Source organism: Maribacter sp. TH_r10 (assembly GCF_033101095.1).
GTDB lineage: Bacteria > Bacteroidota > Bacteroidia > Flavobacteriales > Flavobacteriaceae > Maribacter_A > Maribacter_A luteus.
On record NZ_JAWMPY010000001.1, the window covers coordinates 1,089,120 to 1,115,892 of the forward strand.

At 40.2% G+C, this 26,773-nt stretch carries 23 protein-coding genes; 6 read left to right on the forward strand and 17 right to left on the reverse strand.

What is annotated here, in order from left to right; all coding sequences use genetic code 11:
• Nucleotides 1-7: 7 nt before the first annotated feature.
• From R3X28_RS04515 to surE, 5 genes are all read right to left on the reverse strand, one after another.
• Nucleotides 8-1,996: a ComEC/Rec2 family competence protein gene (locus R3X28_RS04515; RefSeq protein WP_317662749.1), complete on the reverse strand. Its 1,989-nt coding sequence runs from the start codon at nucleotides 1,994-1,996 to the stop codon at nucleotides 8-10.
• A gap of 37 nt (nucleotides 1,997-2,033) precedes the next feature.
• The gene (locus R3X28_RS04520) at nucleotides 2,034-2,591 is read right to left on the reverse strand and encodes a C40 family peptidase (RefSeq protein WP_154362835.1); all 558 of its coding nucleotides are present in this window, start codon (nucleotides 2,589-2,591) and stop codon (nucleotides 2,034-2,036) included.
• Between the two features lie 33 nt (nucleotides 2,592-2,624).
• Nucleotides 2,625-3,737 (reverse strand): lipid-A-disaccharide synthase, encoded by a 1,113-nt coding sequence (gene lpxB, locus R3X28_RS04525; RefSeq protein WP_317662751.1) that lies wholly within the window; start codon nucleotides 3,735-3,737, stop codon nucleotides 2,625-2,627.
• A 74-nt stretch (nucleotides 3,738-3,811) separates the two neighbouring features.
• Nucleotides 3,812-4,096: a hypothetical protein gene (locus tag R3X28_RS04530; RefSeq protein WP_154362831.1), complete on the reverse strand. Its 285-nt coding sequence runs from the start codon at nucleotides 4,094-4,096 to the stop codon at nucleotides 3,812-3,814.
• A 68-nt stretch (nucleotides 4,097-4,164) separates the two neighbouring features.
• On the reverse strand, nucleotides 4,165-4,938 hold the full coding sequence (surE, locus tag R3X28_RS04535; protein ID WP_317662754.1) for a 5'/3'-nucleotidase SurE: 774 nt from the start codon (nucleotides 4,936-4,938) through the stop codon (nucleotides 4,165-4,167).
• A gap of 206 nt (nucleotides 4,939-5,144) precedes the next feature.
• On the opposite strand from surE, the gene R3X28_RS04540 reads away from it, so the two are divergent.
• The gene (locus R3X28_RS04540) at nucleotides 5,145-7,322 is read left to right on the forward strand and encodes a carboxy terminal-processing peptidase (RefSeq protein ID WP_282053504.1); all 2,178 of its coding nucleotides are present in this window, start codon (nucleotides 5,145-5,147) and stop codon (nucleotides 7,320-7,322) included.
• A gap of 279 nt (nucleotides 7,323-7,601) precedes the next feature.
• Here the strand turns inward: R3X28_RS04540 and R3X28_RS04545 are convergent, their stop codons facing one another.
• The 4 genes from R3X28_RS04545 to msrB all read right to left on the reverse strand — a co-directional run bounded on the left by R3X28_RS04545 (nucleotide 7,602) and on the right by msrB (nucleotide 10,243).
• Nucleotides 7,602-9,092: a sugar porter family MFS transporter gene (locus R3X28_RS04545; RefSeq protein ID WP_317662756.1), complete on the reverse strand. Its 1,491-nt coding sequence runs from the start codon at nucleotides 9,090-9,092 to the stop codon at nucleotides 7,602-7,604.
• Nucleotides 9,093-9,224: 132 nt separating this feature from the next.
• Nucleotides 9,225-9,680 (reverse strand): peptide-methionine (S)-S-oxide reductase MsrA, encoded by a 456-nt coding sequence (msrA, locus tag R3X28_RS04550; protein WP_411556593.1) that lies wholly within the window; start codon nucleotides 9,678-9,680, stop codon nucleotides 9,225-9,227.
• Nucleotides 9,628-9,783 carry a peptide-methionine (S)-S-oxide reductase gene (locus tag R3X28_RS19360; RefSeq protein WP_411556590.1) on the reverse strand — a complete coding sequence of 52 codons (156 nt, stop codon included), beginning with the start codon at nucleotides 9,781-9,783 and terminating at the stop codon, nucleotides 9,628-9,630. The genes msrA and R3X28_RS19360 overlap by 53 nt, the downstream gene beginning before the upstream one ends.
• A complete protein-coding gene (gene msrB, locus R3X28_RS04555) occupies nucleotides 9,773-10,243 on the reverse strand; it encodes a peptide-methionine (R)-S-oxide reductase MsrB (protein WP_317662758.1) in 471 nt (156 codons plus the stop codon). Before msrB ends, R3X28_RS19360 begins: the two co-directional genes overlap by 11 nt.
• A 114-nt stretch (nucleotides 10,244-10,357) precedes the next feature.
• Here msrB and R3X28_RS04560 point away from each other — a divergent pair, with 114 nt between their 5' ends.
• On the forward strand, nucleotides 10,358-11,170 hold the full coding sequence (locus tag R3X28_RS04560) for a DNA/RNA non-specific endonuclease (RefSeq protein WP_317662760.1): 813 nt from the start codon (nucleotides 10,358-10,360) through the stop codon (nucleotides 11,168-11,170).
• On the opposite strand, the gene rodA is transcribed toward R3X28_RS04560, so the two are convergent.
• The 7 genes from rodA to R3X28_RS04595 form a co-directional block, all read right to left on the reverse strand.
• On the reverse strand, nucleotides 11,167-12,450 hold the full coding sequence (rodA, locus tag R3X28_RS04565) for a rod shape-determining protein RodA (protein WP_154362811.1): 1,284 nt from the start codon (nucleotides 12,448-12,450) through the stop codon (nucleotides 11,167-11,169). The two genes, R3X28_RS04560 and rodA, sit on opposite strands and share 4 nt — an antisense overlap.
• Nucleotides 12,440-14,308: a penicillin-binding protein 2 gene (mrdA, locus tag R3X28_RS04570; RefSeq protein ID WP_282053500.1), complete on the reverse strand. Its 1,869-nt coding sequence runs from the start codon at nucleotides 14,306-14,308 to the stop codon at nucleotides 12,440-12,442. Before mrdA ends, rodA begins: the two co-directional genes overlap by 11 nt.
• 109 nt (nucleotides 14,309-14,417) lie before the next feature.
• A complete protein-coding gene (locus tag R3X28_RS04575; protein ID WP_154362807.1) occupies nucleotides 14,418-14,924 on the reverse strand; it encodes a rod shape-determining protein MreD in 507 nt (168 codons plus the stop codon).
• A complete protein-coding gene (gene mreC, locus R3X28_RS04580) occupies nucleotides 14,917-15,732 on the reverse strand; it encodes a rod shape-determining protein MreC (RefSeq protein WP_317662762.1) in 816 nt (271 codons plus the stop codon). Before mreC ends, R3X28_RS04575 begins: the two co-directional genes overlap by 8 nt.
• Before the next feature lie 90 nt (nucleotides 15,733-15,822).
• Nucleotides 15,823-16,851 carry a rod shape-determining protein gene (locus R3X28_RS04585; RefSeq protein ID WP_154362802.1) on the reverse strand — a complete coding sequence of 343 codons (1,029 nt, stop codon included), beginning with the start codon at nucleotides 16,849-16,851 and terminating at the stop codon, nucleotides 15,823-15,825.
• A gap of 55 nt (nucleotides 16,852-16,906) precedes the next feature.
• Complete coding sequence (gene purH, locus R3X28_RS04590; protein ID WP_317662765.1) at nucleotides 16,907-18,436, reverse strand: bifunctional phosphoribosylaminoimidazolecarboxamide formyltransferase/IMP cyclohydrolase; 1,530 nt, start codon at nucleotides 18,434-18,436, stop codon at nucleotides 16,907-16,909.
• A gap of 256 nt (nucleotides 18,437-18,692) precedes the next feature.
• The gene (locus R3X28_RS04595; RefSeq protein WP_154362793.1) at nucleotides 18,693-19,145 is read right to left on the reverse strand and encodes a GAF domain-containing protein; all 453 of its coding nucleotides are present in this window, start codon (nucleotides 19,143-19,145) and stop codon (nucleotides 18,693-18,695) included.
• 141 nt (nucleotides 19,146-19,286) lie between these two features.
• Between R3X28_RS04595 and R3X28_RS04600 the strand changes: the two genes are divergently transcribed.
• The 4 genes from R3X28_RS04600 (at nucleotide 19,287) to R3X28_RS04615 (ending at nucleotide 25,026) form a co-directional block, all read left to right on the forward strand.
• On the forward strand, nucleotides 19,287-19,688 hold the full coding sequence (locus R3X28_RS04600) for an HYC_CC_PP family protein (RefSeq protein ID WP_411556594.1): 402 nt from the start codon (nucleotides 19,287-19,289) through the stop codon (nucleotides 19,686-19,688).
• A 204-nt stretch (nucleotides 19,689-19,892) separates the two neighbouring features.
• The gene (locus R3X28_RS04605) at nucleotides 19,893-22,388 is read left to right on the forward strand and encodes a heavy metal translocating P-type ATPase (protein WP_317662770.1); all 2,496 of its coding nucleotides are present in this window, start codon (nucleotides 19,893-19,895) and stop codon (nucleotides 22,386-22,388) included.
• Nucleotides 22,389-22,408: 20 nt separating this feature from the next.
• Entirely contained in the window at nucleotides 22,409-24,652 is a 2,244-nt protein-coding gene (locus R3X28_RS04610; RefSeq protein WP_317662772.1) for a TonB-dependent receptor, read from the forward strand.
• A gap of 17 nt (nucleotides 24,653-24,669) precedes the next feature.
• Complete coding sequence (locus R3X28_RS04615) at nucleotides 24,670-25,026, forward strand: heavy-metal-associated domain-containing protein (protein ID WP_317662774.1); 357 nt, start codon at nucleotides 24,670-24,672, stop codon at nucleotides 25,024-25,026.
• Between the two features lie 62 nt (nucleotides 25,027-25,088).
• Here R3X28_RS04615 and groL read toward each other — a convergent pair whose 3' ends face one another.
• Complete coding sequence (gene groL, locus R3X28_RS04620) at nucleotides 25,089-26,720, reverse strand: chaperonin GroEL (protein ID WP_154362783.1); 1,632 nt, start codon at nucleotides 26,718-26,720, stop codon at nucleotides 25,089-25,091.
• Between the last annotated feature and the right edge of the window lie 53 nt (nucleotides 26,721-26,773).

The window sequence follows — 26,773 nt, forward strand, 5'->3', positions numbered from 1 at the left end:
GAAGGCTTTATTCAAGCTTCAATTTAAAAGCGCCTTTGGTACCGGTATAGTGAAAGGGTATGTTTTTTTGTTGGCATGTTGTTTCCCAACGTTGAATATAACTTCGATAATTGCTACCATCGGCTACCAATACTTTCGGGTTTAAAGAATCCAGAAGTCGTTCCAGATTAATTTTAGGGGATTGTGTCAATACCATATAGTCTAAACTATCGGTAGTTTTAGGAATAATACCTAGGCTATCACTTATTGTCAGTTTTCGTCCGTCTATTGAATAAGCATTCGAAAGTGGTTTAAAGGAATGTGTGGTAATATGCTCCCCAACGGCATAATCCTCAACTACGTTTTTTGATGTGATACTATCTTGGGTAAAGACCGTAAGGTGGGGTCCTGACCGATGCATTATTATCGTATTTTTAGTTTGATGTGCCACTAAAAGTTCCTCAATGTTCTTGGTCTGGTATAATTTGTAGATAGACCAAAATTGTATTCCAATGACACAAAATAGGGCAATTGATAATCGCCTGAAGGTAAATGAATTCAACACCCATATCAATGCTATCAGAAAGGCATATGTTAGGATAACTAGAACGGGGTCAAATGGGATATTACGAAAAATAAAGGCTTCCTGTTGGGCTACCCAATCAATAATACCGTTCATTAGACCTATTATATAATTGTAGACCGAAATAAGTTCCTCCGGGGCAAAATCAATAACAACCAAGGCGATAACGATAATACCCAGCCCCAATATGAATCCCAAGAAGGGTATGATCAATAAGTTCGATATAAAAAACAGACCCGGAAATTGATGAAAATAAAACAAGCTAATGGGTAAAACCCCGATTTGGGCGGCAATACTGACAGAGAGCAATTGCCATACTTTGTTCATCAACCAATTTTTGGGATACCAGAATTTTTGTAAAAGAGGAAAGATCCATACAATGGCAAAAACAGCGGCATAACTCATTTGAAAACCAACATGGAACAATAGCATAGGGTCAATCACCAAAAGAATGAAGAACATGGACAATGCCAAAATATTGAATGTATTGCTGGGCCTGTTCAAATAAAGGGCGTATGCCACAAAAGAGAACATGGTCACCGCGCGAACCACTGAGGCGGATAAACCTGCCAATAAAGCAAAGCCCCAAAGTAGGATCACAATCGTTATTAGTTTTAAGGTTTTTCCTTTCGGAAGCATTTCCATAGGGCGCAGTAAAAATTGCAAGAACAAAAGGAGAATCCCAATATGTAGGCCGGAAACGGCCAGAATATGAACGGCCCCGGCATTTTTGTAGGCCGTATAGGTCGCATCGGTAATATCGTTCCTTTGCCCCAGGAACAATGCTTGTATAATTCCAAATTCATTTTCTCCGAAACCTGCTTTCTGTAAAGAGGTTCTAATATTGTTCCTTAAAGTCGCTGTAGCGCCGAAAAGGGTCTTCTTCGAATTTTCAAGTACGAGGGTGTTCTGGTTGTTCAATTTTAATTGGTCGTAGATTCCCTGTTTTTCCAAATAGTCCTTATAGTTGAATTGGTGGGGATTTAAAGGAGGCGTTATTTCCGTTTTATGGGTTAGAACTACCAATTCATCGTCTACTTCTAAGGATTTTTGGGTTGAATCTATAGCCTGGCTCAAGATAATTTTGCCAGATACTTTTTTGGTATTCAACGCTACAACATCGGCAATGAAGCGGTTAGAAAATGTGGAGCTTTTTAAAACTTCGGTAACCTTTAATTTCCATTCCCCTATTTCGCTGGTGTGCTGATTTGAATAATGATCGGCATAATTCTTTGGTTGTGCAATCCCTATGATCATTACCCCAATAAAAAGTGTAGTAATGGCCGTAACTCTTCCAAAGGTTAAGGCATTTGTAACCTTTTTGGAGAAAAACAAATAACCAAGAACTGTTAACGATAATAGGGTTAAGGTTATGGGGCCTATAATTCCGGTATCAAGATAGTAGCCTGTAAGAATCCCTAAAACTAAAAGCATGGTTAGCTTAATAGGGATAAATTGAAGCAGTTTCATCTTAAAGGATCCTATTGGCTTTTACAAAAGCATAATTCCAATACCCTTCACGCAGGGAGGAAACGATTACACCTCTAGAAGTTGAGGCGTGTATAAATTTAATGTCATCATTTTCCACGGCGACCACTAGACCAACATGGTTTATTTTTTTGCCTTTTCGGGTTTTGAAGAACAAAAGGTCACCTTTTTCTACTTGGTTCACCCGAATACGTTTACCTTCATTGGCCATGGCCGAGGAAACCCTGGGTAAATCAACATCATTCTTTTTAAAGGCTACATAAAGTAGTCCTGAGCAATCCATTCCTTTTTTTGTTGTTCCCCCGTATTTATAGCGCACTCCCGAATAGGTCAGGGCCGTATTGATAATGTTGTTGATTTTGGATGCTGCTGCTGGGTTTTCCGGGGTTTCCAACACCGGGTCAGGTGCTTCTTCCATTGAATTGCGGGGAGAAGCGGCAACCGATATTTTACGTTCCTTGGAATGGGTGGTTCTTTTTTTGGTCGCGCAGCTGCCTAAAAAAAGTAAGGGTAGTAATATAAGGGGTAAGATTCTTTTCATCCAAGGATTATAGATTGTCTTTGGATACCAAATTTAAACATTTTCTACAATTAAGCTGGCAGCTTTGGCACTGGCCCCTTTACCTCCCAGTTTCTGTTCCAATAGTTTATAAGCCTTTAATTGATCTTCCCGGCCTTTTCCTCTTATTATTTTTGAGAGTTCACCCTTGAGGTTTTTGGTGGTAAGGTCATTCTGGATCAATTCCTTGACGATCTCTTGATCCATGATCAGGTTTACCAATGAAATATATTTTAAGGTAATAATACGTTTTGCTATTTGGTAAGATATCCAATTGGCCTTATAGCAAACCACTTGGGGTACTTTGAACAAAGCGGTTTCCAGGGTAGCCGTACCACTTGTGACCAAAGCGGCATGGGATATGCTTAATAGGGAATAGGTTTTATTGGCCACAAAACCCACGTTTGCGTTTTTTAAAAACGGGGCATAAAATGTATTGTCCAAACTAGGGGCACCGGCAATGACAAAATGGTAATCGGGAAAATCCTCGGTCACCGATAGCATGGTCGTTAGCATTTTCGTAACCTCTTGTTTACGGCTACCAGGAAGTAAAGCGATAATGGGTTTACCGTTATCTAGATCGTTTTGTTTTCTAAAGGTCTGTTCATCGATAACATCACGATTGTCTATTGCATCGATAAGGGGGTGGCCAACGAAATGTACCGGAAAACCATGTTTCTCTTCATAAAAGGCCTTTTCAAATGGCAGAATAACGTACATGGCATCGATATTCTTTTTTATTTTATGGATCCTACCTTCCCTAGAGGCCCATATTTGCGGTGAGATATAATAATTCGTCTTGTAATTTTGTTGCTTTGCCCATTCCGCTATCCGTAGGTTAAAACCGGAGTAGTCGATAAAAATAATCACATCAGGGTCAAATTGGGAGATATCATTTTTGCAGTATTTGATATTGGCGAAAATGGTACCTAAATTCATAATGACCTCTAGGAACCCCATAAAGGCCAACTCTTTATAGTGTTTTGCTAAAGTTCCGCCTGCTGCCTGCATAAGATCCCCACCCCAGCATCTAATTTCGGCTTCGGTATCTTTATGTCTTAATGCCTTAATCAAATTAGATCCATGAAGGTCTCCCGAGGCTTCCCCAGCTATGATATAGTATTTCATGATTTGTTCAAGTTCAAAACCGATTTCAAAGTGATATCCGTTTTATATTCTTATTCAGTCCTTAAGGTAGGATTTTAAAATACTTTATAATACAAAATGACCAAAGCAGTAAGTAGTGTCGCGATCAATACTCCTTTAGCGCGGTTGTCCCTTCGAATTTTAAGGAACCCGAAAAAGGCGGCCAAATTTAAAATAGCCCCTAATGCCAGCAAACTGCCAACATGTCCTTGTTGAATGGCGGCTTCAAAAGTCTCTACGATCCCAAAATCGGAAAACAGGAGTATATAGGCCAACGTACCTATTGTATTCGCTATTATCCCAATAATGAAACCGATGATAATTTCTTTTTTAGTGTTCATGGGTAAATTCTCAAATTCAGATATGATATAAATATTAAAGTGTCAACAACGTTATCCATCATTAAAAATTATAAACTCCAGCTATTGAGTTCTTGAATGGCATGGTGTGCGGTAAGGTCGAATTGGGTGGGGACAACAGAGATATAACCATTGGCAAGCGCCCATTCATCGGTATCTTCCCCTTTGTCCAACAATTCAAATTCTCCGGTAAGCCAATAGTATTCCTTTCCTCTGGGGTTGATTCTTTTGTCAAATTTTTCTTTCCAATTGGCACGTGCCTGTCGGCATATTTTTATTCCCTTGGGCAGATCGGCTTCCATTTTCGGAATATTGACATTGAGTACAACGCCTTTTGGCATTTTATTATGAAGGGCCTCACTAACGATGCTTTTGATAGCTTCACGGGCAAATTCAAAATTGGCATTCCATGAATAGTCACATAATGAGAAACCGATGGCGGGTACACCTTCGATTCCCGCTTCGATTGCCGCACTCATGGTTCCTGAATATATGACGTTGATCGATGCATTGGACCCATGGTTTATACCGCTAATGCAGATGTCGGGCTTACGGTCCAATATTTCTTGGAGTGCTAATTTTACACAATCGGCCGGTGTACCACTACAGCTATATTCGACCATTGCACCATCAGGACTTTCTTTGTCATCTTTTGATGCCTGAAGGGTGTCATCAACGGTAATTGCATGGCCCATTCCGGATTGTGGACTGTCAGGTGCAACGACGACTACCTCTCCGATTTCTGACATAAAACGTATCAGGGCCCTTAGTCCCGGTGCGGTAATTCCGTCATCATTGGTAACCAGAATTAGCGGTTTTTTCATTTTTTATACTTTATTAGGTAAAAATACGTTTAAAAAAACAGAAGTTCCCATATGGTGTTTAACAAAAATTTAATGGCTCAGGCTTAAGTGCTGGCACGGTTTTTTCAGTATATTAGGGAATTGGTTGCGCCCCGACCATAATAAGGTTGTGCGTAATCCTTGTTTTTTTAAAGAAAAGAGAAGTATAAAATAGCAAAGAATAATTTATGAAAAGGAATCTTGCCTACGCCCTAACTGTTATGCTTGTTGCCGTTGCATCTTGCAGTTTCACCAATAAATCTTATGATTTCGAGAATGATGACAAGGATAAATTGTTGTTGGATCTTATCACGTACGTATTGGAAAGGGGGCATTATGAGCCAAAATCTATCGATGACGATTTCTCGGTACATGTGTTCGAGGATTTCATTGATGTCCTAGACCCCACAAAAAGATATTTTTTACAAAGTGATATTACAGAATTTGAACAATATAAATTTCAAATCGATGATCAGATCAACAATACCGATATCACATTTTTCAATGCGGTATACGATCGACTCATTAAACGTATGAACGAGGCTAAAGGAATTTATAAAGAGGTGTTGAAAGAGCCTTTCGATTATTCCATAGAGGAGAGTATCAGTATCAAATATGAAAATGAGCCTTTTGCAGCTTCAAGGAATGAGCTTAAAGAGCGTTGGAGAAAACAATTGAAATATGCTACCATTGGCACATACGATTCTAAATTGACCCGTTCTAAAAAAGATGCGGAAGCTAAAAAGGAGGAAGTATTTGATGTGAATTCAGAAGCTGCCCCCGAGGAGGTGAAAAAACCATTGACACCCGAAGAGGCGGAGAAAGCGGCTAGGGAGGCTACAGAGAAAACTCTGGACGAATTTTTTGATTTTATCGATGATTTGGAAAGAAAAGATTGGTTCGTTCAGTATATCAATACCATTGTAGATGAATTTGACCCCCATACCTTTTATTTTGCACCGGAGGATAAGGAAAAGTTCGATGTAAGTATGTCGGGTAAGTTTGAAGGAATCGGTGCACGTTTACAAAAGAAACCAGAAGGGGCCAAGGTCGTTGAGATTATTTCCGGAGGACCGGTTTGGAGAGATCAACGTATGGAAGTGGGTGATGAGATCATTCGTGTAGGTCAAGATGGTAAAGATCCAATAGATATTGTTGGTATGCGTTTAGACGATGCCATCAAATTGATAAAAGGCCCAGAAGGTACCATAGTTGATCTTACCGTAAGAAAAGTAGATGGGTCTATTGAGGTCATTTCTTTGACAAGGGATGTGGTTGAGCTTGAAGAGTCTTATGCCAAATCTGCCAACATCATTAAAGGAGACCAGAAATTCGGGTTGATCAATCTTCCTAAGTTTTATGTTGATTTCAATGATTATTCTGAGCGTAATGCAGCTACTGATGTGGCCAAAGAGGTTGAACGTTTAAAACAGGAAGGCGCGGAAGGCTTAATTCTTGATTTGCGTGACAATGGAGGTGGATCGTTAAAGACCGTGGTAGAAATGGCAGGGTTGTTCATAAAAGACGGACCAATAGTACAGGTGCGATCCAATGGTCAAGGAAAAGATGTATATGATGATAAGGATGAACGTATTCAGTGGGACGGTCCTTTGGTGATTTTAGTGAATGAGCTTTCGGCTTCAGCTTCGGAAATTTTGGCCGCTGCCATGCAAGACTATAAGCGTGCGATTGTAATAGGTAGTAAACAAACGTTCGGTAAAGGAACGGTTCAAAATGTGATTCCATTGGAAAATATAGTTCGTAGCAATGAACATGGCGACTTAGGGGCCATAAAGTTGACCACGCAAAAGTTTTATAGGATCAATGGGGGCTCAACACAGTTAGAAGGTGTAAAGAGCGATGTTGTTGTTCCGGACAAGTATAGTTATATCGATTTAGGCGAAAGGGACCAATCCAATCCTTTAAAGTGGGATAAGATCAGCCCGGCCCAATATGATATTTGGGACGGTTATATCGACTACGAACAAACCGTTGCCAATAGCAAGAAACGTATGGCGGCCAATCCTCAAATTAAATTGATCGAGGAAAATGCCAAATGGATCAAACAGGAACAGAATGAGGATCTTATTTCATTGAACTACGATATTTATAAGGCGGAAGAGGAAAAAGACAAAAAACAATCTGATTACTTTAAGTCGTTGACCGAATATGATTCAAAGTTGACTTTCAAATCCTTAAAGTATGAAGAGGAATTGTTTACCCAAGATGCCGATTTAAGAGAGAAAAGAGATCGCTGGCATAAGAACCTTGCCAAGGATATTTATGTTGAAGAGGCCGTAAACGTTTTACAAGACCTTAAAATGAACAACTTGAAGCAAGCTAAATTGGCCAGTGTAAAAGGCTAATAAATCATACAAATAATACAAATGAGAACCCTGACCGTTAGTGTCAGGGTTTTTTTGTGCCATCCAGAATAGGATTATAGAACCTATTAATATTATAGGTGATTATGTAATTGTCAGTGGTAATTCACCTTATCTGAAAATTTAAAATCTCGAGAGCGAAAGCTATAATCTAAATGATAAATTCATTTAATAATTGAAGGAAGTATAAAAAAATGCCCTACATAATCCTGCAGGGCATTCTTCTATATGATAATTAGGAATTGAAATAGAATGATTTCTTTATTTCCTCTCGAACAAGGCTTCCATTTCTTCCAATGTTTTTCCTTTGGTCTCAGGTATATATTTGTAAACAAATACGATAATGATAACGATAAAGGCCGAGAAAAGGAAATAGGGGAGTGCGTTGTTCCAGGTTCCTCCGTTCATGATAAGTCCGTTTGCCTCACTTTCAACGACCATGGGAAAGGTCTGTGAAACAAAATAGTTGGCCAACCATTGAACGGCAACGGCCACTGCCATTGCTGCACTACGAATTTTGTTAGGGAATATCTCGGATAACAATACCCAGACAATTGGGCCCATAGACATGGCGAAGGAACCAATAAAGATAAGGACACCAATTAAACTGATGATTCCTTCAGTTGTCGAAATCGTTGGTAGTCCGGCAGAATTTACATTGGCATAATCACTGAAATACAGGGTAAAGCCCATTAATAAGAACCCGATCAGCATTCCAAAACCACCAATGATCAACAATGGTTTTCTACCTAGTTTATCTACGGTGAACATTGCTATGAAAGTAAAGACCAAGTTAACGGTAGCCAACAGTATCTGTTGTAGAAGAATATCATCTTGCCCAAAGCCCAAGGCTTGTTCAAAAATATCGGCTCCATAATAAAGTACGGCATTGATGCCGGTAAATTGTTGTAAGGCAGATAATACGGTGCCTATGATTACGATCGGTAGCATGGTCTTACTAAAGATAGAAGCTTTTTTCTTGGTGCTTTCCGCTATAATCGAATCTTTGATGTCTTTGAATTCCTTGGCTGCGATTTCTTCACCATGAATCCTTGTCAAGATATTTTCGGCCTCTTCCTCTTTTCCATTGATCATTAGCCAACGAGGGCTTTTAGGAACGAAGAAAAGGAAAACCAAAAAGATTCCGGCCGGTATCAATTCTGACCAGAACATGTTACGCCACCCAAAGGCTATATTTTCACTTTCACTTAATTTGGCACCAATGAAATAGGTGACCAAGAATACTACGAAGAAGCCTATAACCACAGCTAGTTGGTAAAAAGTAACCAAGATTCCCCTATTCTTTGCAGGGGCGATCTCAGCGATGTACATAGGGGCGTTCATAGAGGCAATACCTATCGCGATTCCCCCAATAAGCCTAAAAACGACCAATAAGGTTGTAGATTCCGGTAATATGCTAGGCAATCCCGATCCCCATGCCGATATTATAAATAAAATAGCGGAAATAATCAGGGAGTTCTTACGGCCTATCGCCTTACTTATTATGCCGGCCGTAGCTGCACCTGCCAAGGCGCCCAATAGGGCACTACTAACGATAAAGCCTTTTAATGCTCCGGTAAGCTCAAAATATTTGGAAAAATAAAATTGTGTTCCATTGATAACACCCGTGTCATAACCGAATAACAGTCCACCCAAAGTGATGACAATGGTAATGAAATAAATGTTGATTTTAGTGGTTGATCTTTTCCCCATGGTATTGATTGGTTTTAGGTTTTGAAATTGCTCTACCAAAGATAACTTTTTGTTAGCTAAGATTCCCTTTTGGGCATTTAATAATTTTAGGGTTCTATTAATTTCAATATCCTTTTTATTGTTGGTTATAATTGTCGATTTCGAACAAATTACCGATGTATTAATTACCTCTTATCGTTGTTTAATTTTGTTTGGATGCATCTTTCTTAATTTCAATAACTTAGGGGTAATAACAGCTTTACAATACATTTGTGACGGATTGTTTTTGTAATATTCCTGATGATAATCCTCGGCTTTGTGAAAAATAGGGGATGGAAGTACTTCGGTCACAATGGGCTTCCTGAACGTATGAACCATATCCTTAATTAATTCATTGGCCGTTTTTTTCTGGGCGTCATCGTGGTAAAAAATAACAGAGCGGTATTGGGTGCCTTTATCAGCACCTTGCTGGTTCAAGGTTGTAGGGTCATGGCTTGTCATGAATACCGTTAAAATATCTTTGTAAGTAATGATATCTGTATCAAAAGTAACTTGAACAACTTCTGCATCACCTGTTAATCCCGAACGAACCTCCCTATAGGTTGGCCTCCCTATAGGTTGGCCTCCCTGGGGCCCTGCCTCCGGAATAACCTGAAACTACCTTTTTGACTCCCTTTATTTGACCGTAAATTGCCTCGATACACCAAAAACAACCACCTCCCAAAGTGGCCAATTGTAATTTAGTCTTCATTCTTATCCTCAATGGCTTGTGGGTCTAACTCCATAGATTCGGAATTAACACAGTATCGCAGACCGCTAGGCTCGGGACCATCAGGAAAAACATGTCCTAAATGGGCATCACATGTATTGCACATGACTTCTACACGGATCATTCCAAAGCTACTGTCTTTTTCGTATTTAATGGCATTGTCCTTTACCGGTTGGGTAAAACTTGGCCAACCTGTTCCCGATTCAAATTTTATGGTTGAATCGAATAATGGTGTGCCACAGCATACGCATTTGTATTTTCCTGCCTCGTGAATGGAGCATAAGGCACCTGAATGGGGTGCTTCGGTCCCTTTTTTTCTGGTAATCCTGAATTGATCCGGACTTAAGACCTTGCGCCACTCTGCCTCTGATTTCTCTACCCTCCTGTCTGGTTTGGGGTTACCTTTCACTGTAAAATTGATTACCTCTTTCCAAGTTATCATTTTTGCCTTCTTTTTTAGTGTAGATCAGCTTTGTCCCATTTTCTAGTTCCCATTATATTGGGACCTATTTAAAGGTTGGTATGGGACTTTACTAATTTAAACTAAATTTGCCAGATGAACTATACTGGAAAAAACAAAACCCTATATACTATTTTAATTGCAGTATGTATCGTTGGATTTTGGTTATTCGATAATTTTTATACACCGGACACCTATTCAACATCGGATGATGATGGGCAGGAAACCGAAATTCTTGCTTATCTGTTGCCTAATTCATCAACTGGGGATATTACGGTTCATGATCATTTTATGTTGTCGTACAACGAACCCTTTGAACAGGCAGAATGGGTGGCTTATATGTTGAAAAAGAGCCATTTGACCTATGATGATCGCAAACGGCCTTATTTTATTGAGGATCCTAAGGTCAGGACCAAATCCGCGGATTGGCGTAATTATAAAGGTTCGGGTTATGATCGGGGACATTTATGCCCTGCCGGTGATCGCCGGTTTTCAAAATATGCTTATGATGAAACTTTCTATACCAGTAATATTAGTCCGCAAGACCGTGATTTCAATGCCGGTATTTGGAATCGGCTGGAAATGCAGGTTAGGCGTTGGGCCAAGCGTTATGGTGAGGTTTTTGTCGTAACGGGCGGGGTTTTGGAAGAGGGTCTAGAGGAAATCGGCGAAGAAGATGTAGATGTTCCAAAGTATTATTATAAAATCATAGCCAAAGGCAGTAAAGATCATTTGGAGGTCCTTGCTTTTTTAATGCCCAATCGCGAAAGTTCGGAAGCATTGCAAATGTTCCTTGTTCCTGTAGATAAGGTTGAAAAGGTTACGGGCTTGGATTTTTTTGAAAATCTGCCCGATAAGGTAGAGGCCCAATTGGAAAGGCGTTCTTCAGTGGCCGGATGGAAATTCTAAATCCCTTCCTTCAGTCGGTTAGAATCCAGTTTCAGGAAAATAAAAAGCAAGATGGTAAAAAAGAGCAGACCGGAGCCACCATAACTGAAAAACGGCAAAGGTATACCGATAGTAGGTAAAACCCCGATGACCATACCAATGTTGATGAAATAATGGATCAATAAGATAGAGATGACCCCATACCCGTACATTCTTGAAAATGGGTTCTTTTGTCTTTCGGCCAAATACACCAGCCGTAGAAATAAGGATGTAAATAAGAGTATCACGGTAGCAGTACCCATAAATCCCCATTCCTCACCTACGGTACTAAATATATAGTCAGTATGCTGTTCAGGGACAAAATCACCTTTTGTCCTTGTTCCTTCTAAAAAACCTTTGCCAAAAAAACCGCCGGATTCTATGGCCTTTTCCGACTGGTAGGTATTATATCCAATGGTTTTTCTTATCTGTTCCAGTTTTTTAGGGTCTTTTTCCAGACGAAGCCATAAACTAAATCGATCTCTATGCCTTTGTTCAAAAACATTGTTGAATACAAAATTGACCGACAGTGAAAACAGTATGGTAACCGTAATAATTCCCAGCAATGGAAATACCGGTACCTTGAATGATTTCTTTTTTAGAAGAAAAAAGAGGACAATGAGCAGGCCCAAAAATATGACGATCCATATGGTACCGAACATCAAGGTCGCAATAAAAACCAAAATGGTCAAAAGCGATATGGTCAGATAATAAAGAGGGAGTCCTTCCCTGAATATAACGAATATCAAAGCAAAGAAAACCAGGGCACTACCAGGGTCGGGTTGTGGAATAATCAAAATCGCGGGCAGTAAAATGATTCCCAGTGCATAAAATTGATCTTTTCGCCTTTTGATGTCCGTTTGTATATCACTTAAATATTTCGCCAACGCCAAAGCGGTGGCGACTTTGGCGAATTCAGAAGGTTGTAAGTTGAAAAACCCGAGATTATACCATGATGTGGCCCCGGCAATGGTTTTTCCGAATACAAAAAGGCCTAACAATAAAACAATGGCGATCACATACATTAAGCTCGAGAAGCGTTCATAGAAATTGGCCTCAAGTCCCATGATTATAATTATGGCAATGATGCTGGCCCCGAAAAAGAACAATTGCTTACCGTGTAAGGTGGTCAAATTGAAAATTGAAGCATCATTTTCGGTAAAGGTACTAGAATAGATATTTAGCCAACCGATTAATACCAATGCCACATAAATGAGTATGGAAAACCAATCGATACGTTTTACGATACTTTTACCAAACATATTCGTTTATCTTGAACTCTTCTCCACTATATGGTTTTGCGTATTCGTGGTCCAGGGTTTTTTCCAACATCCTTTTTTCTAGGTCTTTTCTTGTAATTTCGCCTTTAATATATTTTTCAATCATCAAAGAAGCTATATGACCCGCATAGCGTGACCCATAATATCCATTCTCAATGTAAACCGCAATTGCGATTTTAGGGTTGTTTACGGGTGCAAAAGCAACGAAGATAGAATGGTCGGTAAGTTGGGTCTTTACGCCATCAATAATCGTATAATTTTCCACTGTACCGGTTTTACCGGCAATTTCAATATCAGGTATTTGCACCCAACGAGCAGTACCTTTATGATAAACATCGGCCATACCTTGGATCACAGGTTCAAAATATTTACGCTCAATCGTGGTTTGTTTCATTTCGGTGAATTCGGGAATGGTAATATCCTCACCATTTACCTTTTTAAGGATGTGGGGCGTAAAGAAATGCCCTCTGTTGGCAATGGCCGCCGTCATATTGGCCAGTTGAATCGGTGTTACGGCTACTTCTCCTTGTCCTATAGAGTTCGATATGATATATGAGGAACTCCATCGGTTGTCCCCATACCATTTGTCATAATATTCTTTTGAAGGGATACGGCCCGGTCTTCCCGTATGAAGGTCAGAGCCCAAATATCCTCCGAGACCAAAGCTTCGCATGTGTTTTTCCCAGACATCCATGGCCTCATCCGTGGTTTCGAATTTGTCGAATATTTTTCTGAAAGTGCCTGCAAAATAGGCATTACAAGACTTGTAAATACCGGAATTCAGATTACGGACCCCGCCCCCGCAATGACAACCACGTTTTGTTTTTCCTACGTAAAAACCATGATGGCAGGTAATCTTGGTATCTGGCGTTATAACACCCTCTTGCAAGGCTATTAAGGCATTTAAGGTTTTGAAGGGTGAACCTGGAGAGGGTTCTGCCAATAGCGCCCGATCCCAAGTAGGGTTTGCTATGGAATCGTTATAAAGTTTAGTGTAATTTTTGGATCGTTTTCGACCGACCAAAAGGGATGGGTCATAAGTAGGACCAGAAATCATGGACAATATTTCTCCCGTTGCAGGTTCAATGGCTACGATACCTCCACGTTTACCATGCATCAATAATTCCCCGTATTCTTGTAAATCCTTGTCTATGGTAATACTGATTTCCTTTCCTTGCTCTGGGGGGGTGTCCAAAGTACCATCTTTATATGGGCCTATGTCCCTGTTGAACCTGTCTTTTTGAATATATTGCACCCCTTTTTTTCCCCTTAAAACGTCTTCATAGGTTTTTTCGACCCCTGTTCTACCTTTGAGTTCTCCTTGAACGTAATAAGGGTTTTGAGCTAGGTCGCGTTCATTTACCTCACTGATATAACCAAGAACATTGGCTGCACTTTTCGTATCATAATAGCGCAATGACCTTTTTTGAATGTAGAATCCTTCAAAATGGCGCATTTTTTCCTGAAGTTTGGCGTAGTCTTCTTTAGAAAGTTGTGGAACCAATACAGAAGGCAATCGAGGGGAATATATTCTTGCCCGTTTCAGTTTTTTAATAAAATTATCCTTTTCAAGACCAATTAAATTACAGAATTCCAAGGTGTCCAATGATTTTACCTCCCTTGGTATCACCATTACATCATAAGCCGGGTCATTACCCACCAATAGTTTGCCGTTACGATCATAAATGTAACCCCTTTCAGGATAATCGTAAATGGCTTTGATTGCAGGGTCTTCCAATACTTGATCGGCGGAGAAGCTGAATATCTGCAAATAAGATAACCTGCCGATAAAAACTATTCCGATAATCAGGATTATTGATGATAAAAGAATCTTCTTCATTGAAGATGATTTTTTGATTTAGGAAATCAATCCGTATAAAATTCAACAACTATTCAAACACCTTTCTTTATGGTTTGGCTCAAAAGAGGTCAACCTCGGGAAAAACGTCTTATTCTTTATTCACACTGAACAAAGAACTGAACAATAAACACAAAATTAATGAGGCAGCACCAATAGATAACACTTTTTTCACAATTAATAACAAATTGGCAATACTGAAAATCTCCAATGAGAAGAAAACCGTGTGGTGCACCAATATTAATAACGCCAAAAATGTAAATTGTTGTGCCTTAGTGGTATTACTTAACTTGAAACTTTGAAATTCGTAATTGATACCGAAAACGAATCGCATTATAAACGGTCTTAAATAAGCTATAGTGGTGGTTGCCGCGGTATGTATGGCCATAGTATCGGAAAAAAGGTCGACCGAAATACCTAAAAGAAAACTCAAACCAATGAAGAGTGCCCTGTTTTCTTTTATAGGGTACCAATAAAGGAACATGATATACACCATAGGGTTGATATACCCAAAAAAATTGAGCCTGTTGAAAACCAGTACCTGTACAAGTACGAGTAATACAAAGCGAACAATATTTATGAAAATTCCCCTACTCATTCTCTGTGGTTTCTTCCAGTTCTAGGATTTCCTTTCTATTAAGATTGTTGATGATGTATACGTTTTTGATATTGGTCATGTCGTTAAATAGGCTAACATCTATACGGTAAAAACTCTTTGAAGTGTCCAAATCGTATTTTTTAATAGTGCCGATAGGAATGTTTTCGGGAAAAATACTGCTCATTGCCCCGGTCACTATGGTATCTCCAATGTGTAAGGGAACCAAACGCGGAATGTCTATCAATTGTACTACGTTGTACGTTTTAGCATCCCAAATCAAAGACCCGAAATGATCGGTATTCTTTAATTTGGCGTTTATATTGGATTTAGTATTTAGGATACTTTGTATAGTCGCAAAATTATGGGAGGTGTTTTCTACGATACCGAGAATGCCTAAATCGGTAATGACACCCATGTCTTGTTTTACACTATCCTTTTCTCCTCGATTTATGGTAATATAGTTCCTGTTCTCTGCATAACTATTTTTGATTACCTGTCCGGTAACAATGGTGTATTTGAGATTTGTACTATCTAATTTGATGTTCGGGGAAGTGTCTTGGTTGAATAGTTGGGAGCGTAGCCTTTGGTTTTCCTTAAGTAACCGTTCGTTTTCATCATCCAGGTCAAAATAGGTGTTAATGCCATAGAACGTACCATAAATACCCCCGGTTAGCCAATTAGAGGAATTAAAGAAGCGTGACTGGTGGTACGAGTGGGACTGAACCGTAAAGGCAAAGGCAATGATCATCAATAGGATATAAAGTAGGAAATTCTTATATCGAATTATAAAATTGATGATCTGCTGCATTCACTTTTTTTGTTTTGGCAAGTAGGTCTAACAACCCCAGTATCTTGCCGTAATTTTTCCTGCTTATAGCAACTTGATTACTTGAATGTGTTATTTGATCAATATACTCTTGTATCGCTCCAGGTTTTTCAATGCTATTCCCGTACCTCTAACTACTGCACGTAATGGGTCTTCGGCGATATAAACCGGAAGGTCTGTTTTTTGCGAAAGCCTTCGGTCCAAGCCGCGTAGCATAGATCCACCACCTGCAAGGTAAATTCCGGTATTGTAAATATCGGCAGCCAATTCTGGAGGGGTTTGCGATAGTGTTTCCATTACGGCATCCTCGACCCTTAGGATCGATTTGTCCAGTGCTTTCGCAATTTCCCTATAAGATATCTGTACTTGTTTTGGTTTTCCTGTAAGCAAATCCCGACCTTGAACCGATTTTTCATCGGGGGGTGACTGTAAGTCTTCCGTAGCAGATCCTATATCGATTTTTATGGCTTCAGCAGTACTTTCACCAACATAAAGGTTGTGTTGCGTACGCATGTAATATATAATGTCATTGGTGAATACATCACCTGCGATTTTCACCGATTTGTCACAAACGATACCTCCAAGTGCGATTACGGCGATTTCAGTGGTACCACCACCTATATCAACGATCATGTTTCCTTTGGGTTGCATTATATCCAAGCCAATACCTATGGCCGCGGCCATGGGTTCGTGGATCAGATATACCTCTTTGCCGTTAACCCGCTCTGCGGATTCTTTAACCGCTCGCATTTCTACCTCCGTAATTCCGGAAGGTATGCAGATTACCATTCGTAATGCTGGTGGAAACCATTTCTTCTTTAAAGCCGGAATATTCTTGATGAACATATTGATCATCTTTTCCGAAGCATCGAAATCCGCAATAACCCCATCTTTCAATGGCCTAATGGTCTTTATGTTCTCGTGGGTTTTCCCTTGCATCATGTTGGCTTCCTTGCCAACAGCGATGATCTTGCCCGAAACTCGGTCTCTGGCAACGATTGACGGACTGTCTACAACGACCTTGTCCGCATGAATGATGAGGGTATTTGCCGTACCTAGGTCAATGGCAATTTCCTCGGTTAAGAAGTCAAAAAATCCCATTTTAAGTTATTTGGTTTCGATTAAAAGGTGTATTTCATCGACAAAAGTAATGAAATTAATGCTTAAAATGACGTGTGCCTGTCATAACCATTGCAATATTATTTTCATTACAGTAATCGATGCTCAATTGGTCCTTGATAGAACCTCCTGGCTGTATAACGCTAGTTATGCCACTTTTATGCGCAATCTCTACACAATCGGGGAAAGGGAAGAAAGCGTCACTTGCCATAACCGCCCCATTTAAATCAAAATTGAACGATTTTGCTTTGTGTATAGCTTGGTTTAGGGCATCTACGCGTGAGGTTTGTCCTGTTCCACTGGCGCAAAGTTGTTTGTTCTTTGCAAGTACGATAGTATTCGATTTTGTGTGCTTACATAATTTTGAGGCGAATATAAGATCCTCTATTTCTCGATCTGTAGGCGCGGTTGATGTTACTTTGGATAAGTCGGACTCCGCATCGGTCTTATGGTCCTTTTCCTGAAGTAAAACACCATTTAAACATGTTCTAACGAGCATATCTGGCATTTCGACCTCATTTTGGATCAGGATGATCCTATTTTTCTTGCCTTTTAATATTTCAAGGGCATCATCGGCATAGCTTGGGGCAATCACAACCTCACAGAATAATTTGTGAATTTCCTCAGCCGTGGCCTTGTCTATTTGTTTGTTACTGATGAGTACTCCTCCAAAGGCTGAAACCGGGTCACCGGCCAATGCGTCAACATAGGCTTGGTGAAGGGTGTCCCTCATCGCCAGGCCACAAGCATTATTATGTTTTAAAATAGCGAATGTGGGACCGTCATTTTTAAATTCGTTCATTAGGTTTACCGCCGCATCAACATCCAAAAGGTTATTGTATGATAGTTCTTTACCGTGAAGCTTATTGAACATGGCATCAAAATCACCAAAGAAGAACCCTTTTTGATGTGGGTTTTCGCCATAACGAAGGACTTTCCCCTGGGTCTCGCTGATTTTTAAGGCCGCTATATCATGGCCGGCATTGAAATAGTTGAAAATTGCCGAATCGTAATGCGAGGAAACGTTGAAGGATTTTGTTGCGAAACGTCTTCTTTCCTCTAAGGTCGTAGAGCCATTTCCTTCAGTGATTATTTCCAAAACTTCGGAATAATCCTCCATTGATGAAACACAAAGAACATCTTTGTAGTTTTTGGCTGCTGCGCGGATTAACGAAATGCCTCCTATATCTATTTTTTCAATAATCTCTTGCTCAGAAGCACCACTCGCAACTGTTTTTTCAAAAGGATAAAGGTCAACGATAACAATATCCAATTGAGGAATTTCAAATTCTTCCAATTGGGCAAGGTCACTTTCATTGTCCTGTCTGTTTAAAATTCCACCAAAAACCTTAGGATGTAAGGTTTTTACCCTGCCTCCAAGAATTGAAGGGTAACTGGTAACCTCTTCAACCGGGACAACATCTATGCCCAGATCCTTGATGAATTTTTCGGTACCACCTGTTGAATAAATGGTAATTCCTAGCTCATTGAATTTTTTTACGATGGGTTCAAGTCCGTCTTTGTGAAAAACTGAAATTAAGGCTGATGTTGCTTTTTTGGTACTCATTTTTGTGTGGCTGTAATTAAGTTTCTAAAGCACACAAAAGTAATTTTTTTGAAGCGAACAAATGCCGTAGGTTATCAACAAAACCACTAAAGTTTTAACCAAAATCGGTTCAGGTTACGGCTAAAGCGTGTTTTTCGTGTTTAAAGAGGTCAATTAATGTAAAGCGATTTAATTAAGAGCTAAAAATACACCGGTTGTATGATGCTTTAACCCAATAAATATATTCTTGCCCTTAAAGGTGTTGTTTCGATTCTTTTTACAGGATTTTGGCAACTTGGGCATTAATATATTCTAGAAGTTTTTCATCTTCTTCGGTAAAAGGGTCCGGGGTATTCGAATCGATATCGATTTGACCAATGTTCTCTCCATTTACAAAAAGAGGAACAACGATTTCAGCTTTAACGGTAATGCTACAGGCAATGTAATTGTCCTGGGCCTTGACATCGGGGACCACAAAGTTTTGATTGCTTACGGCAACTTGTCCGCAAATACCCTTACCGAAAGGAATGATGGTGTGGTCGGTGGGGGCGCCGGCATAAGGACCAAGTTTCAGCTCTTCCTTGTCGCCGTTCTTAAAATAGAACCCGACCCAATCGTAATGGGGAACTGAGTCTTTTAGGAGGTTACAGATTCCTTGCATCCGTTCATCAGCAGTAGCCTTTGAATCGGATAGAAGTTCGGTTATCTTTGGTTGTAGGTCTTTGAGCATATCAATTTTTCGGCTAAGATATTAAATCAGGGTGGTTTTTTATTGCATGTTTAAATCCTTTAAACCAAAAAAATCGTTAATTAACTAAACGGCAAATCATGCTATTTCAATTATTTGTAAATTTGCACCGTGAAATCCATCGTGTTTAAAATAACCGCAGTATGCATGGCGCTCCTTCTCTTGGCGTCCACTACCTCATGGAAGGTAGAGAAGCACTTTTGTATGGGACATCTTGTAGATTTGGCTTTCTTCGTTGATGCCCAGGATTGCGGAATGGATTTGGTTTCAGAATCTTCATCCGAAACTTCCATTGATAAAAAATCATGTTGTGATGATGAGGTGATCGCCATACAAGGTCAAAATGATGTTAAGCCTTCCTTAAATGATATTGATGTAGAACAGCAACAGTTCTTGGTTGCGTACTCATATAGTTATCTTGGTCTTTTTACGTTAAAGGAGACTAGGGAAATTCCCCATAAAAAATATATTCCGCCAAAAATCGTCAAGGATATCCAATTGCTTGATGATGTCTTCCTGATTTGATTCATTCGTATTTTTTCTTACCGCTGGTTATTTGTGCTTTCGATTTATATGGGTCGAGATAAACTAACGAATAACAAAGCAAAAAAAATAAAGACGACTATTCGTGCATTTAAGGCCAGTTACATTAAGATGTACTGGTTTTAGTGCCAACCCATAAAAGGTTTTGGGAGTAGAATTGTTGTTTGAAAATGTTTAAATCATAATATGAAACATACTTATCATATTCACGGAATGAGCTGTAACGGTTGTAGGGCTCATGTAGAACAAACACTGGCAGGTGTTAAGGGTGTCACCAATGTTATCGTGGACTTGGAAAAGGCCGAGGCAGTTTTGGAGTCAGATAAGGAAATTCCCTTACAAAAATTGCAACAAGTCATGGAACGGGACGGTGGGCATTATTCCATTCATGGCCAGGGCGAGCACCGGCATCATGAAGTAAAAAAAGAGGAAAAGCATGTCAATGGCAATGGTGTTTTTTATTGTCCAATGCATTGCGAGGGGGAAAAGACCTATGACAAACCCGGCGATTGTCCCGTATGCGGAATGGATTTAGTGGAGGAAGTGAATACAAATAGTACTACATCCGCTAATTATACATGTCCCATGCATCCGGAAATTGTACATGACGAACCAGGCGAGTGCCCCATATGTGGTATGGATTTGGTGCCAAAACAGGTAGAGGTATCGGCCGAGGATAAGAGTTACAACAGGCTTTTGGGCAAGTTTAAGATTGCAGTCACCTTTACCTTGCCGATTTTTATCATTGCCATGTGGGGAATGTTGCCCAATAACCCGCTTCATGATATGCTACGTGTGAAGTATTGGAATTGGATTCAATTCGTACTGTCACTACCCGTTGTTTTTTATGCAACCTGGATGTTCTTTGAACGAGCTTATCGTTCAGTAAAAACATGGAATCTAAATATGTTCACGCTAATTGGCATTGGTGCCGGAGTTGCATGGTTATTCAGCGTATTCGCCATTTTAGTGCCCGATTTTTTCCCAAGTCAGTTTAAAACGGATCAGGGTAATGTACATGTATATTTTGAAGCCACCACTGTTATTTTGACTTTGGTGCTTTTTGGGCAAATACTAGAGGCCCGGGCGCATAGTAAAACCAATTCAGCCGTTAAGGAGCTTTTGAAATTAGCACCCAATAAGGCTGTTCGAATTGTAGGTGGTAAAGAAGAGGTCATTACTATTGATGAAATTTCCAAGGGAGATTTTTTACGTGTTAAACCGGGGGACAAAATTCCTGTGGATGGTATTGTCACTGAAGGTGAAAGTGCAGTTGATGAATCCATGATTACCGGTGAGCCTGTTCCTGTTATAAAAGTAGAGGGCGATAACATAAGCTCGGGTACCATAAACGGTAAAGGCTCTTTTGTGATGAAGGCTACAAAGGTGGGTGCGGAAACGTTGTTGTCACAGATTATCGATATGGTGAACAAGGCAAGCCGAAGTCAGGCGCCTATCCAAAAACTGGCCGATAAGATCTCCGGTTATTTTGTGCCCACCGTGGTTGTCGTGTCCGTAGTCACTTTTGTTGTTTGGGTCTTTTTTGGCCCGGAACCGGCCTATGTGTACGCCTTGGTCAATGCAATTGCGGTTTTGATAATCGCTTGCCCATGTGCCTTGGGGTTGGCCACGCCAATGTCAGTTATGGTCGGTGTGGGTAAAGGAGCGCAATCGGGGGTTTTGGTCAGGAATGCCGAGGCATTGGAGCGCATGAACAAGATAGATATACTGGTTATTGATAAAACGGGGACCATTACCGAGGGCAAACCATCGGTTGAGAAAGTAGGCACCGTGGCCGGTTTCGATTCACGAAAAGTGGAGCAATATATAGTTTCATTGAACCAATATAGCGAACACCCCTTGGCCGATGCGATTGTCAAATACGGGAAGTCCCAAAATGTCGGACTCCTAAGGGTGTCCGATTTCAAAGCTGTCGCAGGCAAAGGGGTTGCTGGTGAAATTGGGGACGATTCCGTCACCTTGGGTAATGGTAGGCTTATGGCCGATGCGCAAGTCAGTATCCCGGATACTTTACGATCGGATGTCGTTTCTTATCAAAAACAAGGAAAAACGGTTTCGTATTTGGCGATAGGTAAAAAAGCCGTCGGTTTTGTTGCCATAGGGGATAAAATAAAGGAAACAAGTAAAAAGGCGATTCAAGAATTACAATCTTCAGGTATTACCGTGATCATGCTTACAGGTGATAACCGTGATACGGCTAAGGCAGTGGCAGACGAATTGCAGTTGACCGATTTTAAGGCGGAAATGCTGCCACAAGATAAGCTTGCCATGGTAGCGCAGTTGCAGGCAGAGGGTAAAAAGGTCGCCGTCGCCGGTGATGGTATAAATGATGCTCCCGCATTGGCAAAAAGTGATGTGGGTATTGCAATGGGTACAGGAACCGATGTGGCGATAGAAAGCGCTTCGATTACTTTGGTGAAAGGGGACTTGCATGGTATTGTAAAGGCTCACAAATTGAGCAATGCCGTAATGAGGAATATAAAACAGAATCTATTTTTCGCATTGATTTACAATACGGTTGGTATACCCATTGCGGCCGGGATTTTATTCCCAATTTTTGGAATATTATTGTCACCTATGATCGCTGCATTGGCCATGAGTTTTAGTTCAGTATCCGTAATTGCGAATGCATTGCGATTGCGTACAGTAAAAATTGATTAATAAAGTTAATAAAGAAATAAATGAATAAATATATCATAGTAATGGTTTCCATACTTATGCCTTGGCTGGCTTTCTCTCAAGAGAAAGTAGAAGGAATGGTCATGGAGTCAAGTGAGGCAAATCAGCATTTGGGGTTATCCGGGGCAAATGTGTATTGGATGGGTTCCCAAATAGGGACAATGACCAATGGGGATGGGTTGTTCTCCATTCCATATAAAAAAGAGTATAATAAACTGGTAATAAGTTATATAGGTTTTGAGTCGGATACCTTAACGGTAAATTCACCTAGAATGATCCATCATACCTTAAAACCTTCAAATGCCTTGGATGAGGTGGTGGTGAACAAGAAAAGGGATGCAGTCCAGAAAACATTCTACAGTGCCCAAAATGTGGTTACGGTAAATAGTGCCGAATTGTTAAAGGCAGCTTGTTGCAACCTTTCGGAAAGCTTTGAGACCAATCCGGCAATCGATGTAAATTTTTCCGATGCCCTAACAGGAACCAAACAGATTCAGATGCTGGGGTTAACGAGTCCTTATCTATTGATTACCCAAGAGAACATCCCAATGGTTCGGGGTGCTTCCCAGGCTTTCGGATTAACCTTTACCCCAGGAACCTGGGTAGAAAGTATACAGATTACCAAAGGTGCCGGAAGCGTCGTCAATGGTTATGAAAGCATTTCGGGTCAGATCAATACCGAGTTGGTAAAACCGCTAACCGATAATGCTATTTTCGTAAACGGGTATGGGAATCAAAATGGCCGGTATGAATTAAATACCCATTTCAATAAAAAACTGACCGATAAATGGAGTTCTGGCCTATACATACATGCGAATAGAAGGGATGAAAAAGAAGACAACAATGGAGACGGATTCTTGGATGCCCCATTGGCGAATCAAATCAATGTAATGAACCGATGGCAATACCAAAACCCCGAAACAGGATGGGTAAGTTTTTTCAATGTTCGTTTTTTAAAGGATGAAAAGCAGGTGGGACAAACCGATTTTGACCCCTTTGAGGATAAGTTTACCACTAATGCATGGGGAGGTGAGGTTGATACCCGAAGGTTTGATTCCTCAGTAAAACTGGGTTATGTTTTTCCGGAATTACCTTATCAAAGCTTTGGTATTCAGGGCTCTTATAGTATGCACAAGCAAGATTCTTATTATGGGTTAAATCAATATAATATTGACCATGAAAGTATATATTCAAATTTTATCTTCAACTCGATCATCGGTGATACCCAGAATAAGTTCAAGACAGGATTAACCTTTGCTTATGATGGGTATAATGAATTGGTGAATAAGGATAATTACAACCGTCATGATAATTCAGTAGGTGCCTTTTTTGAATATAGTTATGATAATCTTGACAAGGTAAGTTTAACAGCTGGTTTAAGGGTAGATAATCACAACCGTCTAGGTACCTTTGTGACCCCTAGGTTCCATATTCGCTATACACCTTGGGAATTGGGAAGTTTAAGGGGTTCTTTTGGAAGGGGTAGGAGAGCGGCCAATATTTTTGCCGAGAACCAACAGATTTTCGCTTCTTCACGACAAATAAACCTGATAGGGGCCAATGAAGGCAGTATTTATGGTTTTGAGCCAGAAGATGCTTGGAATTATGGGGTTAGTTTTCTTCAAGGGTTTCTTTTGTTCGAACGAAAAGGGAATGTTACCCTTGATTATTACAGAACCGATTTTAAAAACCAGATCGTTGTAGATTACGAAAACCCGAATGAGGTGGCATTTTATAATTTGGACGGTAAAAGCGTGGCCAATAGTTTTCAGTTCGAAGTGAATTATGAAGTAATAAATAATTTGGATTTTAGAACGGCTTATAAATATTACGATGTACAAACCGATTATAGAACAGGTCGCTTACAGAAGCCTTTGCAGGCCAAACATCGCTTTTTTGCTAATTTGGGTTACGAAACTACGGCAAAGGAAAATGGTTCACAATGGCGTTTTGATTATACGATACATACTTTAGGGGAGCAACGATTACCTGATACTTCAGTTTATTCTGAAGATTATCAATTAGGGGATTATTCAGAACCTTATAGCTTAATGAATGCACAGATCACTAAGGTATTCAATAGCAATTTTGAGGTATATATAGGGGGTGAGAACTTATCTGATTATACCCAGGATGCTGCCGTTTTAGGTGCTGATGAGCCTTTTGGCTCAAATTTTGATACTAGTATCGTGTATGCCCCGATAATGGGCAGAATGTTCTATGGCGGATTTAGATTTAAACTTTAACAATTAACCAATACAATATGAAAACAGCGATTTTAGGAATAACCTTGATGATGTTAACAGCAGTTTCTTTTGCACAGGAGAAGAATAAAAAAATGACTATGGAGGTCGACGGTATATGTGTAATGTGTAAAGCGCGAATAGAAAAGGCCGCTTTGGGAGTAAAGGGGGTTAAATACGCGTCTTGGGACATTCCGTCACATCAATTGTCGCTCATTATCGATGAGCGTAAGACCGATCCGATGAAAATAAAAACGGCCATAGTGGCCGTAGGCCATGATACCAAGGAATTAAAAGCCACAGAGGAAGCTTATAACTCCGTGCACCCGTGTTGTAAATATCGGGATGATGATACCGATGATAGTCATGCCCATTAAAATAAAAAGCCCTGACCATAAATGTCAGGGCTTTTTTTATGCTTGCTTGCATTTTGGAATGATTACATCATCCCGGGCATTCCGCCGCCGCCCATTGGAGGCATAGGAGGAGTGTCTTCTTTAATATCTGTAAGAGCACATTCGGTAGTCAAGATCATTCCGGCAACAGAGGCTGCATTCTCCAATGCCACCCTTGTTACTTTCATAGGATCGATAATACCAGCTTTCAACATTTCAACATATTTTTCAGATTTGGCATCGTAACCGAAGTCACCTTTACCGTCCTGAACTTTGGCTACAACAACAGATCCTTCGCCACCAGCGTTTTCAACGATGGTTCTCAAAGGAGATTCAATGGCTCTTGCAACAATTTGCAAGCCGGTTTCCTCATCTGCATTATCGGCCTTGATTTTAGAAAGGGCGTTTTTGGCTCGTACCAAAGCAACACCACCACCGGCAACGATACCTTCTTCTACGGCAGCTCTAGTTGCGTGCAAAGCATCATCAACCCTGTCTTTCTTTTCTTTCATTTCAACCTCTGAAGCGGCACCAACGTAAAGAACCGCTACACCACCGGCCAATTTGGCCAAACGTTCCTGTAGTTTTTCTTTATCGTAATCAGACGTAGTGGTCTCAATTTGGGATTTAATCTGGTTTACCCTGGTTTTGATGTCTTTAGCTACACCGCCACCATTTACGATAGTTGTGTTGTCTTTGTCAATGGTTACTTTTTCACAGGTACCTAACATATCTATGGTGGTATTGTCCAAAGAGAAACCTCTTTCCTCTGCAATTACCGTACCTTTGGTCAAAATGGCGATATCTTCCAACATCGCTTTTCTACGATCTCCGAAACCTGGGGCCTTTACAGCTGCAATTTTCAACGAACCTCTTAATTTGTTCACTACAAGGGTAGCCAAAGCTTCACCATCAACATCTTCAGCGATGATCAATAATGGTTTTCCCGATTGGGCAACAGGCTCTAAAACAGGAAGTAAATCCTTCATCGAAGAGATTTTCTTGTCAAAAAGAAGAATGTAGGGATTTTCCAAATCAGTGGTCATCTTTTCAGAATCGGTCACGAAATAAGGAGATAGGTAACCTCTATCGAATTGCATACCTTCTACAACATCAACATAAGTGTCGGTTCCTTTGGCTTCCTCAACGGTGATAACACCTTCTTTACCAACCTTACCGAATGCTTGGGCGATCAACTCACCAATGGTCTCATCGTTGTTTGAAGAAATAGAGGCAACTTGCTTTATTTTTTCTGATGAATCACCAACTTTTTTAGATTGTTTGGCCAAATCGGCTACAATAGCTTCAACGGCTTTGTCGATACCTCTTTTCAAATCCATTGGATTTGCACCGGCGGCAACATTCTTTAAGCCTTCTTTGACAATAGCTTGGGCAAGAACGGTTGCAGTTGTGGTACCGTCACCGGCAAGATCATTGGTTTTGGAAGCAACTTCCTTAACCATTTGGGCGCCCATGTTTTCCAATGCATCTTCTAGCTCAATTTCTTTTGCTACCGAAACACCATCTTTTGTTACTACAGGTGCACCGAACGATTTGCTGATGATAACATTTCTACCTTTAGGTCCTAATGTGACCTTTACCGCATTGGCCAAGGCATCTACCCCTCTTCTTAGGCCATCACGTGCTTCAATATCGAATTTTATGTCTTTTGCCATAATAAAAATTTTATTTTTAAAATTTTAAGCTCCAAGTTTCATTGTCCCAATAC

Coding starts and splice junctions, on each gene's coding strand:
- R3X28_RS04515 (WP_317662749.1), bottom strand. CDS start 1,996: ATGCTTTTAGTTTTAGGGATTCTTACAGGCTACTATCTTGATACCGGA.
- R3X28_RS04520 (WP_154362835.1), bottom strand. CDS start 2,591: ATGAAAAGAATCTTACCCCTTATATTACTACCCTTACTTTTTTTAGGC.
- lpxB (WP_317662751.1), bottom strand. CDS start 3,737: ATGAAATACTATATCATAGCTGGGGAAGCCTCGGGAGACCTTCATGGA.
- R3X28_RS04530 (WP_154362831.1), bottom strand. CDS start 4,096: ATGAACACTAAAAAAGAAATTATCATCGGTTTCATTATTGGGATAATA.
- surE (WP_317662754.1), bottom strand. CDS start 4,938: ATGAAAAAACCGCTAATTCTGGTTACCAATGATGACGGAATTACCGCA.
- R3X28_RS04540 (WP_282053504.1), top strand. CDS start 5,145: ATGAAAAGGAATCTTGCCTACGCCCTAACTGTTATGCTTGTTGCCGTT.
- R3X28_RS19360 (WP_411556590.1), bottom strand. CDS start 9,783: ATGAAGACTAAATTACAATTGGCCACTTTGGGAGGTGGTTGTTTTTGG.
- msrB (WP_317662758.1), bottom strand. CDS start 10,243: ATGATAACTTGGAAAGAGGTAATCAATTTTACAGTGAAAGGTAACCCC.
- R3X28_RS04560 (WP_317662760.1), top strand. CDS start 10,358: ATGAACTATACTGGAAAAAACAAAACCCTATATACTATTTTAATTGCA.
- rodA (WP_154362811.1), bottom strand. CDS start 12,450: ATGTTTGGTAAAAGTATCGTAAAACGTATCGATTGGTTTTCCATACTC.
- mrdA (WP_282053500.1), bottom strand. CDS start 14,308: ATGAAGAAGATTCTTTTATCATCAATAATCCTGATTATCGGAATAGTT.
- R3X28_RS04575 (WP_154362807.1), bottom strand. CDS start 14,924: ATGAGTAGGGGAATTTTCATAAATATTGTTCGCTTTGTATTACTCGTA.
- mreC (WP_317662762.1), bottom strand. CDS start 15,732: ATGCAGCAGATCATCAATTTTATAATTCGATATAAGAATTTCCTACTT.
- R3X28_RS04585 (WP_154362802.1), bottom strand. CDS start 16,851: ATGGGATTTTTTGACTTCTTAACCGAGGAAATTGCCATTGACCTAGGT.
- purH (WP_317662765.1), bottom strand. CDS start 18,436: ATGAGTACCAAAAAAGCAACATCAGCCTTAATTTCAGTTTTTCACAAA.
- R3X28_RS04595 (WP_154362793.1), bottom strand. CDS start 19,145: ATGCTCAAAGACCTACAACCAAAGATAACCGAACTTCTATCCGATTCA.
- R3X28_RS04605 (WP_317662770.1), top strand. CDS start 19,893: ATGAAACATACTTATCATATTCACGGAATGAGCTGTAACGGTTGTAGG.
- R3X28_RS04610 (WP_317662772.1), top strand. CDS start 22,409: ATGAATAAATATATCATAGTAATGGTTTCCATACTTATGCCTTGGCTG.
- R3X28_RS04615 (WP_317662774.1), top strand. CDS start 24,670: ATGAAAACAGCGATTTTAGGAATAACCTTGATGATGTTAACAGCAGTT.
- groL (WP_154362783.1), bottom strand. CDS start 26,720: ATGGCAAAAGACATAAAATTCGATATTGAAGCACGTGATGGCCTAAGA.